The organism is Serratia sp. YC16 (genome assembly GCF_009707615.1).
GTDB lineage: Bacteria > Pseudomonadota > Gammaproteobacteria > Enterobacterales > Enterobacteriaceae > Serratia > Serratia surfactantfaciens.
In genome coordinates this window covers 1-15281 of record NZ_WLYN01000012.1, presented here as the reverse complement: position 1 = coordinate 15281, position 15281 = coordinate 1, and the positions used below count along the sequence as shown (strand labels likewise).

Genomic DNA, 15281 nt, shown 5'->3' with positions numbered 1-15281 from the left:
GCCGGCCGAGGGGCCGGCAAGCAGATGATAAAAAACTTAAGGGAAAGCTAAATGAGTAGCGTAGATATTCTGGTTCCTGACCTTCCTGAATCGGTTGCCGATGCGACCGTAGCCACCTGGCACAAAAAACCGGGCGACAGCGTGCAGCGTGATGAAGTCCTGGTTGAAATCGAAACCGACAAAGTGGTGTTGGAAGTGCCGGCCAGTGAAGCGGGTATTCTCGATGCTATTGTGGAAGAAGAGGGCGCGACCGTACTGTCTCGCCAACTGCTCGGCCGCATCCGCCCAGGCGACAGCTCCGGCAAGCCGACCGCCGAGAAGAGCCAGGAGAAAGAATCCACTCCTGCACAGCGCGCTACCGCGAGCCTGGAAGAAGAAAGCAATGACGCGCTCAGCCCGGCGATTCGCCGCCTGATCGCCGAACACGACCTCGATGCCGGCGCCATTAAAGGCACCGGCGTAGGTGGCCGCATCACCCGTGAAGACGTGGAAGCGCACCTGGCCAAAGGCGGCGCCGCTGCCAAACCGGCCGCCGCCGCTGAAGCCGCACCGCAGCCTGCTCTGGCCGGCCGCAGCGAAAAACGCGTGCCGATGACCCGCCTGCGCAAACGCGTCGCCGAGCGTCTGCTGGAAGCGAAGAACAGCACCGCGATGCTGACCACCTTCAACGAAATCAACATGCAGCCGATCATGGACCTGCGCAAGCAGTACGGCGAAGCCTTCGAGAAACGCCACGGCGTGCGTCTGGGCTTCATGTCCTTCTACATCAAGGCGGTGGTTGAAGCGCTGAAGCGCTTCCCGGAAGTGAACGCGTCGATCGACGGTTCCGATGTGGTTTACCACAACTACTTCGACATCAGCATCGCGGTTTCTACCCCGCGCGGCCTGGTGACGCCGGTACTGCGTGATGTGGACGCCATGAGCATGGCTGACATCGAGAAGAAAATCAAAGAGCTGGCCGTTAAGGGCCGCGACGGCAAACTGACCGTGGAAGAGCTGACCGGCGGTAACTTCACCATTACCAACGGCGGCGTATTCGGCTCGCTGATGTCCACCCCGATCATCAACCCGCCGCAGAGCGCCATCCTGGGCATGCACGCCATCAAAGATCGCCCAATGGCGGTCAATGGTCAGGTGGTGATCCAGCCGATGATGTATCTGGCGCTGTCTTATGACCACCGCCTGATCGACGGTAAAGAATCCGTCGGTTATCTGGTGACGGTCAAAGAGATGCTGGAAGATCCGGCTCGTCTGCTGCTGGACGTCTAGTAACCCTTGCCGGGCGCGGCGTGCCGCGCCCGCACTCTGTGCTATGTGGCCGGAAAACCATGCGGTTTGCCGCGGAATAATGGTCCGGCTAAAAACCTTCAGAACTGAATGGATAGAACATCATGAATTTACACGAATATCAGGCAAAACAGCTGTTTGCTCGGTATGGCATGCCGGCACCAACCGGTTACGCCTGTACCACTCCGCGTGAAGCAGAAGAAGCCGCATCCAAAATCGGCTCCGGCCCGTGGGTGGTGAAATGTCAGGTTCATGCTGGCGGCCGCGGTAAAGCGGGCGGCGTTAAAGTCGTCAACAGCAAAGAAGATATCCGTGCTTTCGCGGAAGCCTGGTTGGGCAAGCGTCTGGTGACTTATCAGACTGACGCGCTGGGCCAGCCGGTTAACCAGATCCTGGTTGAAGCGGCGACCGACATCGATAAAGAACTGTACCTGGGCGCCGTCGTAGACCGCGCGACCCGTCGCATCGTATTCATGGCGTCTACCGAAGGCGGCGTGGAAATCGAGAAAGTGGCGGAAGAAACCCCTGAACTGATCCACAAAATGACCATCGATCCGCTGGCGGGTCCACAGCCTTATCAGGGCCGTGAGCTGGCCTTCAAACTGGGCCTGACCGGTAAGCAAGTCAGCCAGTTCGCCAAGATCTTCATGGGTCTGGCGACGCTGTTCCTGGAGCGTGACCTGGCGATGGTTGAGATCAACCCGCTGGTGATCACCAAGCAGGGCGATCTGGTGTGCCTGGACGGTAAACTGGGCGCCGACGGCAACGCCCTGTTCCGTCAGCCGGAACTGCGTGAAATGCGTGACCCTTCTCAGGAAGACGAGCGTGAATCCCGTGCGGCTCAGTGGGAGCTGAACTACGTTGCCCTCGACGGCAACATCGGTTGCATGGTTAACGGCGCCGGTCTGGCGATGGGCACCATGGACATCGTTAAACTGCACGGCGGCGAACCGGCCAACTTCCTGGACGTGGGCGGCGGCGCGACCAAAGAGCGCGTGACCGAAGCGTTCAAAATCATCCTGTCCGACGACAAGGTGAAAGCGGTTCTGGTTAACATCTTCGGTGGTATCGTACGTTGCGATCTGATCGCCGACGGCATCATCGGCGCAGTGGCTGAAGTGGGCGTTAACGTCCCGGTCGTTGTGCGCCTGGAAGGGAACAATGCCGAACTGGGCGCCAAGAAACTGGCGGACAGCGGCCTGAATATCATTGCTGCGACCAGCCTGACTGATGCGGCTCAGCAAGTTGTTGCAGCAGTGGAGGGTAAATAATGTCCATTTTAATCGATAAGAACACCAAAGTAATTTGCCAGGGCTTCACCGGTAGCCAGGGGACTTTCCACTCCGAACAAGCTATCGCTTACGGCACCAAAATGGTTGGCGGCGTAACTCCGGGCAAAGGCGGCACTCAGCACCTGGGTCTGCCGGTGTTCAACACCGTGCGCGAAGCGGTTGAAGCGACCGGCGCGACCGCCTCGGTCATCTACGTTCCAGCACCGTTCTGCAAAGACTCCATCCTGGAAGCGATCGATGCCGGCATCAAACTGATCATCACCATCACCGAAGGCATCCCGACGTTGGACATGCTGACCGTGAAAGTGAAGCTGGACGAAGCCGGCGTGCGCATGATCGGGCCGAACTGCCCAGGCGTTATCACTCCGGGCGAGTGCAAAATCGGCATCATGCCTGGCCATATCCACCTGCCAGGCAAAGTGGGTATCGTTTCCCGCTCCGGCACCCTGACCTATGAAGCGGTGAAACAAACCACCGATGCCGGTCTGGGCCAGTCCACCTGTGTGGGCATCGGCGGCGACCCGATCCCGGGTTCCAACTTCATCGATATCCTGAAGATGTTCCAACAGGATCCGCAGACCGAAGCGATCGTGATGATCGGTGAGATCGGCGGCAGCGCTGAAGAAGAAGCGGCGGCTTACATCAAAGAACACGTCACCAAACCGGTTGTCGGCTACATCGCCGGCGTCACCGCGCCGAAAGGCAAGCGTATGGGCCACGCGGGCGCCATCATCGCCGGCGGCAAAGGCACGGCGGACGAGAAGTTTGCTGCGCTGGAAGCAGCGGGCGTGAAAACCGTTCGCAGCCTGGCGGACATCGGCGACGCGGTAAAAGCGGTGCTGAAGCGCTAAGAGTTTAGTACGAAATAACAATATCTCGACATGTTTGGCCACCCATTGGGTGGCCTTTTTTATGGGCGAAGATCAGAACTCGTTGAGCGCCTTGATCAGCGCGATCCGATCCTGCAGGCGGCGCTGTTGCACCGGATCCGCCGCGGTCTGCCGCTGCTGATCCAGCGAGGTGAGGGCGGCGCGGCAATCGTCGGCGTTGCTGAACAGCGCCTCTTTGACGTTGATCGACGCAACGTTGGTGTAGCGGCCGTCGTCGGTGGTCGGCACCTGGATAACGCCCTCATTGAGCAGCCGTTTGACGATCGCCCGCTGCGGTTCGTATCCCTCCATGCCGATCAGTTTCCAGCGCTGCGGCGTCACGCCCTGATAGTGGCCGTGTTTCACTTCCGTCAGGTAGCGCAGTGTCAGGTGGCGAATGGTGCCTTCTTCTTCACCGTAATGCGCTTTGCTGTCGAACAGCACCGGGAAGGATTGCCCCTCCAGCGCGCCGCCTTTTTGCGTCAGATGGCCCATGCGGTAACTGTTCATGCCCAGGCGGATCGGCATGTCGTCGGTGACCGGCGTGCCGTCTGCCAGGCGCAGATCGACGATGCGTGAACCGGCGGGTTGGCGCAGATCGATGGTGTAAGTGACGCCGTCGAAGAAATCGTTGGTGGAATATTTGGACGAACGTCGCGCCGGGTTAAAGCTGTAGGTGACGTCGCCCGGCTGCAACTGATTGAAGTAGTCGGCGGACCATTCCATGTAGCGTTTAAGCGCTTTACCGTTGAGTTGATAAACGGTGATCTCGCCGCCGGCGTATTGGTAGTTAAAGGCGATATCTTTGGCCTTGATATCGCCGACGTCCAGCTTGGCGCGATCGTTGTCGATCTGCAGGGCGATCACCTGCGCCAGCGGCGCATAGTGCCGGGCGGCCTGCTGGAACAGCGCGCTGATGCCGGTATCCTGCACGTGCACCTGAGGAATGCCGCGGAACTCGTCGGCAGGCACCAGATCGCTGCCGCTCAGCTTCGCCACCACCCGATTGGCGTTGGCGCGCAAAATGTCGTGATACGGCTGGTAGAGCGCCTGCATGGCGCTGTCCGGCGTCAGCCCTTTGATGGGGTAGGTGTAGCTGTTTTTGTCGATCAGCGTGAATTTGCCGTCGCGGCGTTCAAATTGCAGATCGATGCGCGACAGCGCGCGGCCGTATTTATCCGGTTCGGTGATGATGACACCGTTGACCACCGCTTTGTCGATCTTCACATGCATGTGGCCGGCGACGATCGCCGCCAGCTCCGGGTTGGCGTTAGCGATGTCGGCCACGCCGGTGCCCGGGCGCTGGTTCTCGTTGTCGATGCCCATGTGCGCCACCAGCACGATGGCGTCGACCTGGCCGTCAATTTGCCTGATGACCTGTTTCACCGCCTGCACCGGATCGGTGAAGTTCAGCCCTTTGATGCGGTCGGTGCCTTTGGCGAATTCGGCGGTCATCGGCGTGTCCATGCCGATAATGCCGATCTTCACGCCCTGGCGTTCAACGATGGTGTAAGCGGGCAGGTAGGGTTTGCCGCTGTCCCAGACGATATTGCCTGCCAGCGCCGCGCCCTTGAACTGTTTGAGCGGCGTAGCCAGCACCGGCAGACCGAAGTCGAATTCGTGGTTGCCCATCACCCAGACATCGTAATTGAGCGCGTTGAGGCCCAGCATCATCGGGCTGACGGCTTCATGCTTGAAGGTTTCGACGAAGTTGCCCTGGATAGTGTCGCCGGCGTCCACCAGAATCAGGTTGGGCTGTTCGGCGCGCACCTTTTTGACCTGGGTGGCTATCTGGCTCAGGCTGCCCGCCAGGTTTTCCGTATCGCTGGCGTAGTCCCAGGGCACGAAGGTGCCGTGCAGATCGGAGGTGCCCAATAGGGTGATGTTTACCGTGTCGGCGGCCATGACGTTTCCCGAAAGTCCCAAGACAGAGGCAAAGATGATTTTTTTCATAACGTATTGTCGCTCAATGCAATTTTAACATAAGTGGTCATTTTGCTACAAAATCGCAACCTTTACGATCCAATAGCGAGAAATAGACTAATATAGGAGGGAGATTTGTTGTTTTGTGACTGCAATCACTGTCACGACTTAATGGAAATAAAAGGTTAATTATGTCGCAGAATAAGCGCGTAATAATACAATGGCGGCTCTTTTAAATTACATTTATTTAACACAAAAATATCATTAAAAAACAATTAAACCATTGCGCAACATGACCCTAAGAAAATTATGCGAAATGTGCTGATGAATATGGAAATAATATGCGGATAGGCTTAAATTGTCTCAGATCAAATTAGGCCGAAGTACCTCTTTCGGCTAAGATTTGACCTGTAACCAAAAGTCCAACCCACGTCACGTAAAAACCTATTTATTGTGTGGGATTGGGCGAGTATCATCCATGTTGTGATTATGGATGGTTGATCTTGTTGCATTTGTTACCCGTTGTCGGTTTTCAGTGGCGCGCTTGTCGACGGCCCGAGAGGCTATTGGCCGAGTGTGCGGTTGAAAGCGGAGAAGCTGGATCAAATTTGTTGTGTTTAAGGGCATTCACTGCGGGGCGTTACTGGCGGCTTTGAAAGAAGCGTGCCGATAACCGCGTGTCGGAGTCTTCCTGCGAGGAGCAAGGAGTCAAGATGTTTGATATTGTCGAACTGTCGCGCTTACAGTTTGCTTTAACGGCGATGTACCATTTCTTATTTGTCCCATTAACGCTCGGTATGGCGTTCTTGCTGGCAATTATGGAAACGGTATATGTCCTGTCTGGCAAACAAATCTATAAAGACATGACCAAATTCTGGGGCAAGTTATTTGCGATTAACTTTGCTCTGGGTGTGGCCACCGGTTTGACCATGGAGTTCCAGTTCGGGACTAACTGGTCGTATTTCTCTCACTACGTCGGCGATATCTTCGGGGCCCCATTGGCTATCGAAGGTCTGATGGCGTTCTTCCTTGAATCGACGCTGGTCGGCCTGTTCTTCTTCGGCTGGGATCGTCTGAGCAAGGTGCAGCACATGGCGGTAACCTGGTTCGTGGCCCTCGGCTCCAACCTGTCCGCGCTGTGGATCCTGGTCGCCAACGGCTGGATGCAGAACCCGATCGCGTCGGATTTCAACTTCGAAACCATGCGCATGGAGATGGTCAGCTTCTCCGAGCTGGTGCTTAACCCGGTTGCGCAGGTGAAATTCGTTCACACCGTGGCTTCCGGCTACACCTGTGGCGCGATGTTCGTTCTGGGCATCAGCTCCTACTATCTGCTGAAAGGCCGCGACATCGCCTTCGCCAAGCGCTCCTTCGCCATCGCCGCCAGCTTCGGTATGGCTGCCATTCTGTCCGTTATCGTTCTGGGTGATGAATCCGGTTACGAAATGGGCGACGTGCAGAAAACCAAACTGGCCGCCATCGAAGCGGAGTGGGACACTCAGCCGGCGCCGGCATCCTTCACCCTGTTCGGCATTCCCGATCAGGACAAGATGGAAAACTCCTTCTCTATTCAGATCCCGTATGCGCTTGGCCTGATCGCCACCCGATCCACGGACACTCAGGTCACCGGCCTGAAAGATCTGATGGCGCAGCATGAAGTGCGTATCCGCAACGGCATGAAAGCCTACCAGCTGCTGGAAGAGCTGCGTGGCGGCAACACCGATCCTGCAGTGCGCGCCGAATTCAACAAAACCAAGCAAGACCTGGGCTACGGCATGCTGCTGAAGCGCTATACCCCGAACGTCACCGACGCGACGGAAGCGCAGATCCAGCTGGCGACCAAGGACTCCATTCCGCGCGTGGCGCCGCTGTACTTCGCCTTCCGCATCATGGTGGCCTGTGGCGTAATCATGCTGTTGATCATCGGCCTGTCGTTCTGGAACGTGATCCGCGGCCGCATCGGCCAGAAAAAATGGCTGCACCGCGCGGCGCTGTACGGTTTGCCGCTGCCTTGGATCGCGATCGAGTCCGGTTGGTTCGTGGCGGAATACGGCCGTCAACCGTGGGCGATTGGTGAGGTGCTGCCGACGGCGGTCGCCAACTCTTCGCTGACCGCGGGCGACATTCTGTTCTCGATGGGGCTGATCTGCGGCTTGTACACCCTGTTCCTGGTGGCTGAATTGTACCTGATGTTCAAGTTTGCACGTCTGGGTCCAAGCAGCCTGAAAACCGGCCGCTATCACTTTGAACAACCGACTGCCGCCGTGCAGGAAGCGCGCTAAACAGGAGTCCACGTATGTTTGACTATGAAGTACTGCGATTTATTTGGTGGGTCCTGGTTGGCGTACTGCTGATCGGCTTCGCCGTCACCGACGGTTTCGACATGGGCGTCGGCATTCTGGTGCGCATCATCGGGAAAACCGATACCGAGCGCCGGGTGATGATCAACTCCATCGCCCCGCACTGGGACGGTAACCAGGTATGGCTGATCACCGCCGGCGGCGCGCTGTTCGCCGCCTGGCCGATGGTGTACGCAGCGGCCTTCTCCGGCTTCTACGTCGCGATGATCCTGGTGCTGGCCGCCTTGTTCTTCCGCCCGGTCGGTTTCGACTACCGTTCCAAGCTGGAGAGCAGCCGCTGGCGCAACATGTGGGACTGGGGCATCTTCATCGGCTCCTTTGTGCCGGCAGTGGTGTTCGGCGTGGCGTTCGGCAACCTGCTGCAGGGCGTGCCGTTCCACATGGACGAGTACATGCGTCTGTTCTACACCGGCAACTTCTTCCAACTGCTGAATCCGTTCGGTCTGTTGGCGGGCGTGGTCAGCCTGACCATGCTGGTCACTCAGGGCGCGACCTATCTGCAAATGCGCACCACCGGCGAGATCCACCTGCGTTCACGCGCCGCGGCACAGATCGCGACGCTGATCATGGCAGTGTGCTTCCTGCTGGCGGGCGTATGGCTGGTGAAGGGCATTGACGGCTTCGTCGTGACTTCGGCTCTGGACACCCTGGCGGAATCCAACCCGATGCGTAAAGAAGTGGCGCATCAGGCCGGCGCATGGTTGATCAACTTCAACAAGTATCCGCTGCTGTGGGCGTTGCCTGCACTGGGCGTGGTGCTGCCGTTGTTCACCATCCTGTTCTCGCGTCTGGAGAAAGGCGCGCTGGCGTTCGTCACCTCGTCGCTGACCATCGCCTGCGTCATCCTCACCGCCGGGGTCACCATGTTCCCGTTCGTGATGCCTTCCAGCACCGTGCCGAACGTCAGCCTGACCATGTGGGACGCGACCTCGAGCCTGTTGACGCTGAAAGTGATGACCGTTGTGGCGGCGATCTTCGTGCCTATCGTTTTGGCGTACACCAGTTGGTCGTACTACAAAATGTTCGGTCGCCTCGACAAGAACTACATCGAAAACAACAAGCATTCGCTGTACTAAGGATAAGGAGCTAAACCATGTGGTATTTTGCCTGGATTCTCGGAACGCTTCTTGCCTGCGCCTTCGGCATCATCACGGCGCTGGCGCTTGAGCAGAGCGAAGCGACCAAAGCTCAGCAAGACGGTAAGTGATGAGCTCGTCCGTGATTGACAAGCTGTACGCTGTCACCGACAAGGGCCCGATCCGGGCCCTTTCCCTGGTGCTGGCGTTGATTTTGGCGGGGTGCGTGTTCTGGGATCCGACGCGTTTCGCCGCCAAAACCAGCTCGCTGGAGATTTGGGAAGGGCTGCTGCTGATTTGGGCAGTGTGCGCCGGGGTGATTCACGGTTTCGGATTCCGCCCGCAGCGCAGCGTCTGGCGTGCCTTTTTTGCGCCGCTTCCCGCAATTGTGATCTTGTGCGCAGGATTACTTTACGTTTCTTTATAATCTCCCTGATGTCCCCACGTTATGGGCCCTCACGGCCCATAATTATTTTCATTCCCATCTTGTAACCCATTCCCAACCCGATCCGTCTTGCGTATAGTAGCAGCGTTAAATTGCATTGCTGGGAAGTAGAGTGAGTAATACGTTGTTTCGATGGCCGGTTCGCGTTTACTACGAGGATACCGATGCCAGTGGTGTGGTCTATCACGCCCGCTACGTCGCCTTTTTTGAAAGAGCGCGCACAGAGATGCTGCGTCAGCACAACTTTCATCAACAGCAGCTGCTCAGTGAACAAGTCGCTTTTGTCGTCCGGCGCATGACGGTGGATTATCTGGCTCCGGCTCGTCTCGACGAGCAACTGGAGGTCCAGAGCGAAATCACCTGTCTGCGCGGGGCTTCTCTCACGTTTGCTCAACGCATTGTCAATTCTGACGGGGCCCTACTGAGCCAGGCAGATGTCCTGATTGCCTGTATTGATCCACACCAAATGAAGCCAAGAGCGCTTCCTAAGTCTATTGTCGCGGAGTTTAAGCAGTGACTGACATGAACATCCTAGATTTATTCTTGAAGGCGAGCCTGCTGGTTAAGCTTATCATGTTGATTTTGATATGCTTCTCGGTGGCCTCTTGGGCGATCATCATTCAGCGTACCCGCATCCTCAATGCGGCGACGCGCGACGCCGAAGCCTTTGAAGACAAATTCTGGTCCGGTATCGAGCTTTCCCGTCTGTACCAGGAAAGTCAGGCGCGTCGCGATAGCCTGACCGGTTCCGAGCAGATCTTCCATTCCGGGTTCAAAGAGTTCGCCCGCCTGCACCGCGCCAACAACCATGCGCCGGAGTCGGTGATCGAAGGGGCGTCGCGCGCGATGCGCATCTCGATGAACCGCGAGCTGGAAACGCTGGAAACCCATATTCCGTTCCTCGGCACCGTCGGTTCGATCAGCCCGTATATCGGCCTGTTCGGCACCGTGTGGGGGATCATGCACGCCTTTATCGCGCTGGGCGCGGTGAAGCAAGCCACGCTGCAGATGGTGGCGCCGGGTATCGCCGAAGCGCTGATCGCCACCGCGATCGGTCTGTTCGCCGCAATCCCGGCGGTTATGGCCTATAACCGTCTCAACCAGCGCGTCAACAAGCTTGAGCAGAATTACGACAACTTTATGGAAGAGTTCACCGCTATTCTGCATCGTCAGGCCTTCTCCAGCGACAGCAAATAAGTAGGAGGTAGCATGGCGAGAGTACGTGGGCGTAGTCGGCGCGAGCTGAAGTCCGAAATTAACATCGTTCCGCTGCTCGACGTGTTGCTGGTGCTGCTGCTGATCTTTATGGCAACCGCGCCAATCATCACGCAGAGCGTGGAGGTTGACCTGCCGGACGCCACCGATTCCAAAACGGTGTCCAGCGATGACAATCCGCCGGTGATCCTCGAAGTTTCCGGCGTAGGTCAATACACCCTGGTGGTGGATCACAACCGTATGGAGCTGCTGCCGCCTGAGCAAGTCGCGGCCGAGGCCAAGTCGCGTTTGGCGGCTAACCCGAAAACGGTCTTTTTGATCGGCGGTGCGAAGGAAGTCCCTTACGATGAGATTATCAAGGCATTGAATATTCTCCATCAGGCGGGCGTGGCTTCCGTGGGGCTGATGACCCAGCCGATCTGACCGTAAGGCGAACGGCAACCCGGTTCCTGCGCTGCGGCCCAGGAACCCCGTATAAGCAACACCAGTTTTTGGGAATCTATTTTGGTAAAGGCAACTGAGCAAAACGATAAGCTGAACCGCGCCGTTATTGTTTCGGTCGTTCTGCACTTCATATTGATTGCCCTGCTGATTTGGGGATCGCTGCAGGAAAAGGTCGACATGGGCGCCGGCGGCGGTGGCGATGGCACCGTGGTGGGTGCGGTGATGGTCGATCCCGGCGCGGTGGTGGAGCAGTACAACCGCCAGCAGCAGCAGAGCAACGATGCGCAGCGTGCCGAAAAGCAGCGCCAGAAAAAAGCGGAGCAACAGGCCGAAGAGCTTCAGCAGAAGCAGGCGGAGCAACAGCAGCGCCTGAAAGAGCTGGAGAAAGAGCGTTTGGCGGCGCAGGAGAAAGCCGCGCAGGACGCCAAGGCGCAGGCTGAACAACAGCAGAAGGCGGCGGAGCAGCAGAAACAGGCTGCCGAGCAGCAAAAAGCGGCGGAAGCCGCCGCAGCCAAGGCCAAAGAGCAACAGAAGGTCGCCGAAGCCGCCGCCGCCAAGGCGAAAGCCGAAGCGGAAAAGATAGCGAAGGCGCAGGCGGACGCGCAGAAGAAAGCTGAAGCGGAAGCCAAGAAAGAAGCGGCCGCCGCTGCCGCCGCCAAGAAACAGGCGGAAGAGGCGAAGAAAGCCGCGGCCGCCGCCGCAGAGCAAAAGGCAGCAGAGGCCGCAGAGAAGAAAGCGGCCGCTGAAGCCGAGAAAAAAGCCGCAGCGGAAGCCGAGAAGAAGGCCGCCGCCGAGGCAGAGAAGAAAGCTGCGGCCGAGAAAGCGGCAGCCGCCAAAAAAGCCGCTGCGGACGCCAAGAAGAAGGCTGCCGCTGAGGCTGCGAAACAATCGGAGGAAGTTAGCGATCTGTTTGGCGGCCTGGCGGATGGCAAGAACGCGCCGAAGGGCGGCGGTGCCAAATCGAAAGGTGATGGTAAACCGGCCGGGCAGGGCAATGCCAAGGCGGCAGGCGCCAGCGGGGCGGATATCAGCGGTTATATGGGGCAGATTCAAGGGGCGATTCAGAGCAAGTTCTATGACGCCAGTTCGTTCGCCGGCAAAACCTGCGACCTGCGTATCAAGCTGGCGCCGGACGGCCTGCTGATAAGCGTACAAGCGGCAGGGGGCGATCCTGCTCTGTGTCAAGCAGCGGTGTCTGCCGCCAAGTTGGCACACATACCGAAGCCGCCGAGCGATGCCGTTTATCAGCACTTTAAGAATTCTATACTTGAATTCAAGCCGCAATAACGGTTGATTGAGTGAGTGATATCACAGGGATGTACTAAGGTAACCAACAGGGATTATGTAGTTTTACGTGAGTTGGTTTGTTAAAATTCTGCTAATTTATCGCAGGCATCCCGCCTGGATAAGGGAGATGAGATGAAGCAGGCATTTCGAGTAGCGCTAGGTTTTTTAATTCTGTGGGCGTCCGTGCTGCACGCGGAAGTTCGCATTGAAATCACCCAAGGGGTCGACTCCGCTCGCCCGATTGGCGTGGTGCCGTTTAAATGGGCGGGCCCAGGCACGCCGCCGGAAGATATCGGCAAGATTGTCGGTGCGGATCTGCGCAACAGCGGCAAATTCAACCCGATCGACGTGGCGCGTATGCCGCAGCAACCGACCTCCGCGTCTGAAGTGACGCCGGCGGCCTGGACTGCATTAGGCATCGACGCCGTGGTTGTCGGCCAGGTTCAACCTGGTGCCGACGGCAGCTACCTGATCTCCTACCAGCTGGTGGACACCTCGGGTTCGCCGGGCACCGTATTGGCGCAGAATCAGTATAAAGTGACCAAACAGTGGTTGCGTTATTCTGCTCATACCGCCAGCGATGAAGTGTTCGAGAAGCTGACCGGCATCAAGGGCGCATTCCGTACCCGTATCGCCTATGTCGTACAGACCAACGGCGGGAAATTCCCGTACGAGCTGCGCGTAGCGGATTACGACGGTTACAACCAGTTCACGGTGCACCGTTCGCCTGAGCCGCTGATGTCACCGGCCTGGTCGCCGGACGGCAGCAAACTGGCTTACGTGACCTTCGAGAGCGGCCGTTCCGCGCTGGTGGTGCAGACCCTGGCTAACGGCGCTATCCGCCAGATCGCTTCGTTCCCGCGCCACAACGGTGCGCCGGCGTTCTCGCCGGACGGCAGCAAGCTGGCCTTCGCGTTGTCCAAGAGCGGCAGCCTGAATCTGTATGTGATGAACCTCGGCTCCGGCCAGATCACGCAGCTGACCGATGGCCGCAACAACAACACCGAACCGACCTGGTTCCCGGATGGCCAGTCTCTGGCGTTTACCTCCGACCAGGGCGGGCGTCCGCAGATTTATAAAATCAGCGCCAGCGGCGGTGCCGCACAGCGTCTGACGTGGGAAGGCTCTCAGAACCAGGATTCTGAAGTCAGCTCCGATGGTAAATTCCTGGTGATGGTGAGCACCAACAGTGGTGCACAACACATCGCCAAACAAGATCTTGGATCGGGCGCCGTTCAGGTTTTGACCGGCACCTTCCTGGATGAAACGCCTAGTATTGCGCCAAACGGCACCATGGTGATCTATAGCTCCACGCAAGGTATGGGCTCCGTGTTGCAGTTGGTGTCAACTGATGGGCGTTTCAAAGCGCGTCTTCCGGCAACTGATGGACAGGTCAAATTCCCTGCCTGGTCGCCGTATCTGTGATGCATGTGTAAATATGTATGGCAAACTATAAAAGGATCAAAGAAATGCAACTGAACAAAGTGCTGAAAGGGCTTCTGCTGGCACTGCCAGTTCTGGCTGTAGCAGCTTGTAGTTCTAACAAAAGCGCAAACAACGACCAATCTGGTATGGGCGCTGGCACTGGTATGGAAAACGGCAGCAGCAACCTGTCTTCCGAAGAACAAGCTCGTCTGCAGATGCAAGAACTGCAGAAGAACAACATCGTTTACTTCGGTCTGGACAAGTATGACGTAAGCTCCGAATTCGCTCAGATGCTGGACGCGCACGCTGCATTCCTGCGTAACAACCCGTCTTACAAAGTGACCGTTGAAGGCCACGCTGACGAACGCGGCACGCCGGAATACAACATCGCTCTGGGTGAGCGCCGTGCTAACGCCGTTAAAATGTACCTGCAAGGTAAAGGCGTTTCCGCTGACCAGATCTCTATCGTTTCTTACGGTAAAGAAAAACCAGCAGTACTGGGCCACGACGAAGCGGCTTATGCTAAAAACCGTCGTGCCGTTCTGGTTTACTAAGAGAATCGCATGAACAGTAACTTCAGACGTCACCTGTTGAGTCTGTCGTTACTGGTTGGCGTAGCGGCCCCCTGGGCCGCTACTGCCCAAGCGCCAATCAGTAATGTCGGCTCCGGCTCGGTCGAAGACCGCGTCACTTCACTTGAGCGTATCAGCAATGCTCAAGGCCAGCTTTTAAACCAACTCCAGCAACAACTCTCTGATAACCAACGCGACATTGATTCTCTCCGTGGGCAAATCCAGGAAAGCCAGTATCAGTTGAATCAGGTCGTTGAACGCCAGAAGCAAATCTATCAACAGATGGATAGCCTCGGCCAGAGCGGCGCTCAGAGCGCCTCTGCGGCGGCGGGCGCTGCCAGTGGGGCAGCCGCAGGCGCATCTTCCGATGCGGGCGGCAGCACGCCTGCGGCCGCTTCTGCGACGCCGAGCGGTGGTGATGAGAACAGCGACTACAACGCCGCTGTTTCTCTGGCGCTGGAAAAAAAACAGTATGACCAGGCGATTTCCGCCTTTCAGTCCTTCGTAAAACAGTACCCGAAGTCTACCTATCAGCCCAACGCCAACTATTGGCTGGGTCAGTTGTTCTACAACAAGGGTAAAAAAGACGACGCGGCCTACTATTTTGCGGTGGTGGTGAAGAATTACGCTAAATCACCGAAGGCGCCGGACGCCATGTACAAGGTGGGTATCATCATGCAGGAGAAAGGGCAGGCCGATAAAGCCAAAGCCGTGTTCCAGCAGGTGATTAAACAATACCCAACCAGTGCGGCGGCCAAACAGGCGAAAAGTCGCGTAGGCGGTTAATAGTCAGAAAAATGAGCCCAGAAGTTAGTCGATTTGACCGATTTCTGGGCTCATTCGCGTGAAGAACAAGCAGTTGAACGCATCAGTAAAAAATTTAGGTTGCGCTGCCAAGATAAATTAGTAATATATGCCGCCGTTGCCAAGACATCTTGCAAGATGTTAAAGCGGCAGGGAAATTGGGTCGTTAGCTCAGTTGGTAGAGCAGTTGACTTTTAATCAATTGGTCGCAGGTTCGAATCCTGCACGACCCACCAATTTCTGAAGTAGCAGTAACCACAACAGTGGGTGATTAGCTCAGTT

The 15281-nt window shown here is 57.1% G+C and carries 15 protein-coding genes and 1 tRNA gene; 15 read left to right on the top strand and 1 reads right to left on the bottom strand.

The annotated features are described in order from the left end of the window. The first annotated feature begins 51 nt into the window (after positions 1–51). The 3 genes from odhB (at position 52) to sucD (ending at position 3430) form a co-directional block, all read left to right on the top strand. On the top strand, positions 52–1269 hold the full coding sequence (odhB, locus tag GKN89_RS21440) for a 2-oxoglutarate dehydrogenase complex dihydrolipoyllysine-residue succinyltransferase (RefSeq protein ID WP_015376977.1): 1218 nt from the start codon (positions 52–54) through the stop codon (positions 1267–1269). Positions 1270–1391: 122 nt separating this feature from the next. Then, positions 1392–2558, top strand: a complete 1167-nt coding sequence (gene sucC, locus GKN89_RS21435; protein ID WP_015376978.1) for an ADP-forming succinate--CoA ligase subunit beta — start codon at positions 1392–1394, stop codon at positions 2556–2558. Beyond that, positions 2558–3430, top strand: a complete 873-nt coding sequence (gene sucD / locus GKN89_RS21430) for a succinate--CoA ligase subunit alpha (RefSeq protein ID WP_004939878.1) — start codon at positions 2558–2560, stop codon at positions 3428–3430. Before sucC ends, sucD begins: the two co-directional genes overlap by 1 nt. A gap of 72 nt (positions 3431–3502) precedes the next feature. Here the strand turns inward: sucD and GKN89_RS21425 are convergent, their stop codons facing one another. Then, positions 3503–5401 carry a bifunctional UDP-sugar hydrolase/5'-nucleotidase gene (locus GKN89_RS21425; RefSeq protein ID WP_025160035.1) on the bottom strand — a complete coding sequence of 633 codons (1899 nt, stop codon included), beginning with the start codon at positions 5399–5401 and terminating at the stop codon, positions 3503–3505. 683 nt (positions 5402–6084) lie between these two features. Between GKN89_RS21425 and cydA the strand changes: the two genes are divergently transcribed. The 12 genes from cydA (at position 6085) to GKN89_RS21365 (ending at position 15235) form a co-directional block, all read left to right on the top strand. Continuing rightward, positions 6085–7653, top strand: coding sequence for a cytochrome ubiquinol oxidase subunit I (gene cydA / locus GKN89_RS21420; RefSeq protein WP_019454034.1), 1569 nt, complete (start codon positions 6085–6087; stop codon positions 7651–7653). A gap of 14 nt (positions 7654–7667) precedes the next feature. Then, a complete protein-coding gene (gene cydB, locus GKN89_RS21415) occupies positions 7668–8807 on the top strand; it encodes a cytochrome d ubiquinol oxidase subunit II (protein WP_019454033.1) in 1140 nt (379 codons plus the stop codon). A gap of 17 nt (positions 8808–8824) precedes the next feature. Further along, positions 8825–8938: a cytochrome bd-I oxidase subunit CydX gene (gene cydX, locus GKN89_RS21410; protein ID WP_004939868.1), complete on the top strand. Its 114-nt coding sequence runs from the start codon at positions 8825–8827 to the stop codon at positions 8936–8938. Beyond that, the gene (gene ybgE / locus GKN89_RS21405) at positions 8938–9234 is read left to right on the top strand and encodes a cyd operon protein YbgE (RefSeq protein WP_019454032.1); all 297 of its coding nucleotides are present in this window, start codon (positions 8938–8940) and stop codon (positions 9232–9234) included. The genes cydX and ybgE overlap by 1 nt, the downstream gene beginning before the upstream one ends. Before the next feature lie 130 nt (positions 9235–9364). Then, on the top strand, positions 9365–9769 hold the full coding sequence (gene ybgC, locus GKN89_RS21400; RefSeq protein ID WP_025160034.1) for a tol-pal system-associated acyl-CoA thioesterase: 405 nt from the start codon (positions 9365–9367) through the stop codon (positions 9767–9769). Beyond that, entirely contained in the window at positions 9766–10449 is a 684-nt protein-coding gene (gene tolQ / locus GKN89_RS21395) for a Tol-Pal system protein TolQ (RefSeq protein ID WP_004939862.1), read from the top strand. The genes ybgC and tolQ overlap by 4 nt, the downstream gene beginning before the upstream one ends. A gap of 12 nt (positions 10450–10461) precedes the next feature. After that, positions 10462–10890 carry a colicin uptake protein TolR gene (gene tolR, locus GKN89_RS21390; RefSeq protein WP_004939859.1) on the top strand — a complete coding sequence of 143 codons (429 nt, stop codon included), beginning with the start codon at positions 10462–10464 and terminating at the stop codon, positions 10888–10890. Positions 10891–10971: 81 nt separating this feature from the next. Beyond that, positions 10972–12198, top strand: a complete 1227-nt coding sequence (gene tolA, locus GKN89_RS21385) for a cell envelope integrity protein TolA (RefSeq protein WP_019454030.1) — start codon at positions 10972–10974, stop codon at positions 12196–12198. A 132-nt stretch (positions 12199–12330) separates the two neighbouring features. Continuing rightward, on the top strand, positions 12331–13623 hold the full coding sequence (gene tolB / locus GKN89_RS21380; RefSeq protein ID WP_004939856.1) for a Tol-Pal system beta propeller repeat protein TolB: 1293 nt from the start codon (positions 12331–12333) through the stop codon (positions 13621–13623). A gap of 44 nt (positions 13624–13667) precedes the next feature. After that, positions 13668–14177 carry a peptidoglycan-associated lipoprotein Pal gene (pal, locus tag GKN89_RS21375; RefSeq protein ID WP_025160033.1) on the top strand — a complete coding sequence of 170 codons (510 nt, stop codon included), beginning with the start codon at positions 13668–13670 and terminating at the stop codon, positions 14175–14177. A 9-nt stretch (positions 14178–14186) separates the two neighbouring features. Continuing rightward, positions 14187–14981 (top strand): cell division protein CpoB, encoded by a 795-nt coding sequence (cpoB, locus tag GKN89_RS21370; RefSeq protein ID WP_063918913.1) that lies wholly within the window; start codon positions 14187–14189, stop codon positions 14979–14981. A 178-nt stretch (positions 14982–15159) separates the two neighbouring features. Beyond that, a tRNA-Lys gene (locus GKN89_RS21365) sits at positions 15160–15235 on the top strand. Positions 15236–15281: the final 46 nt, after the last annotated feature.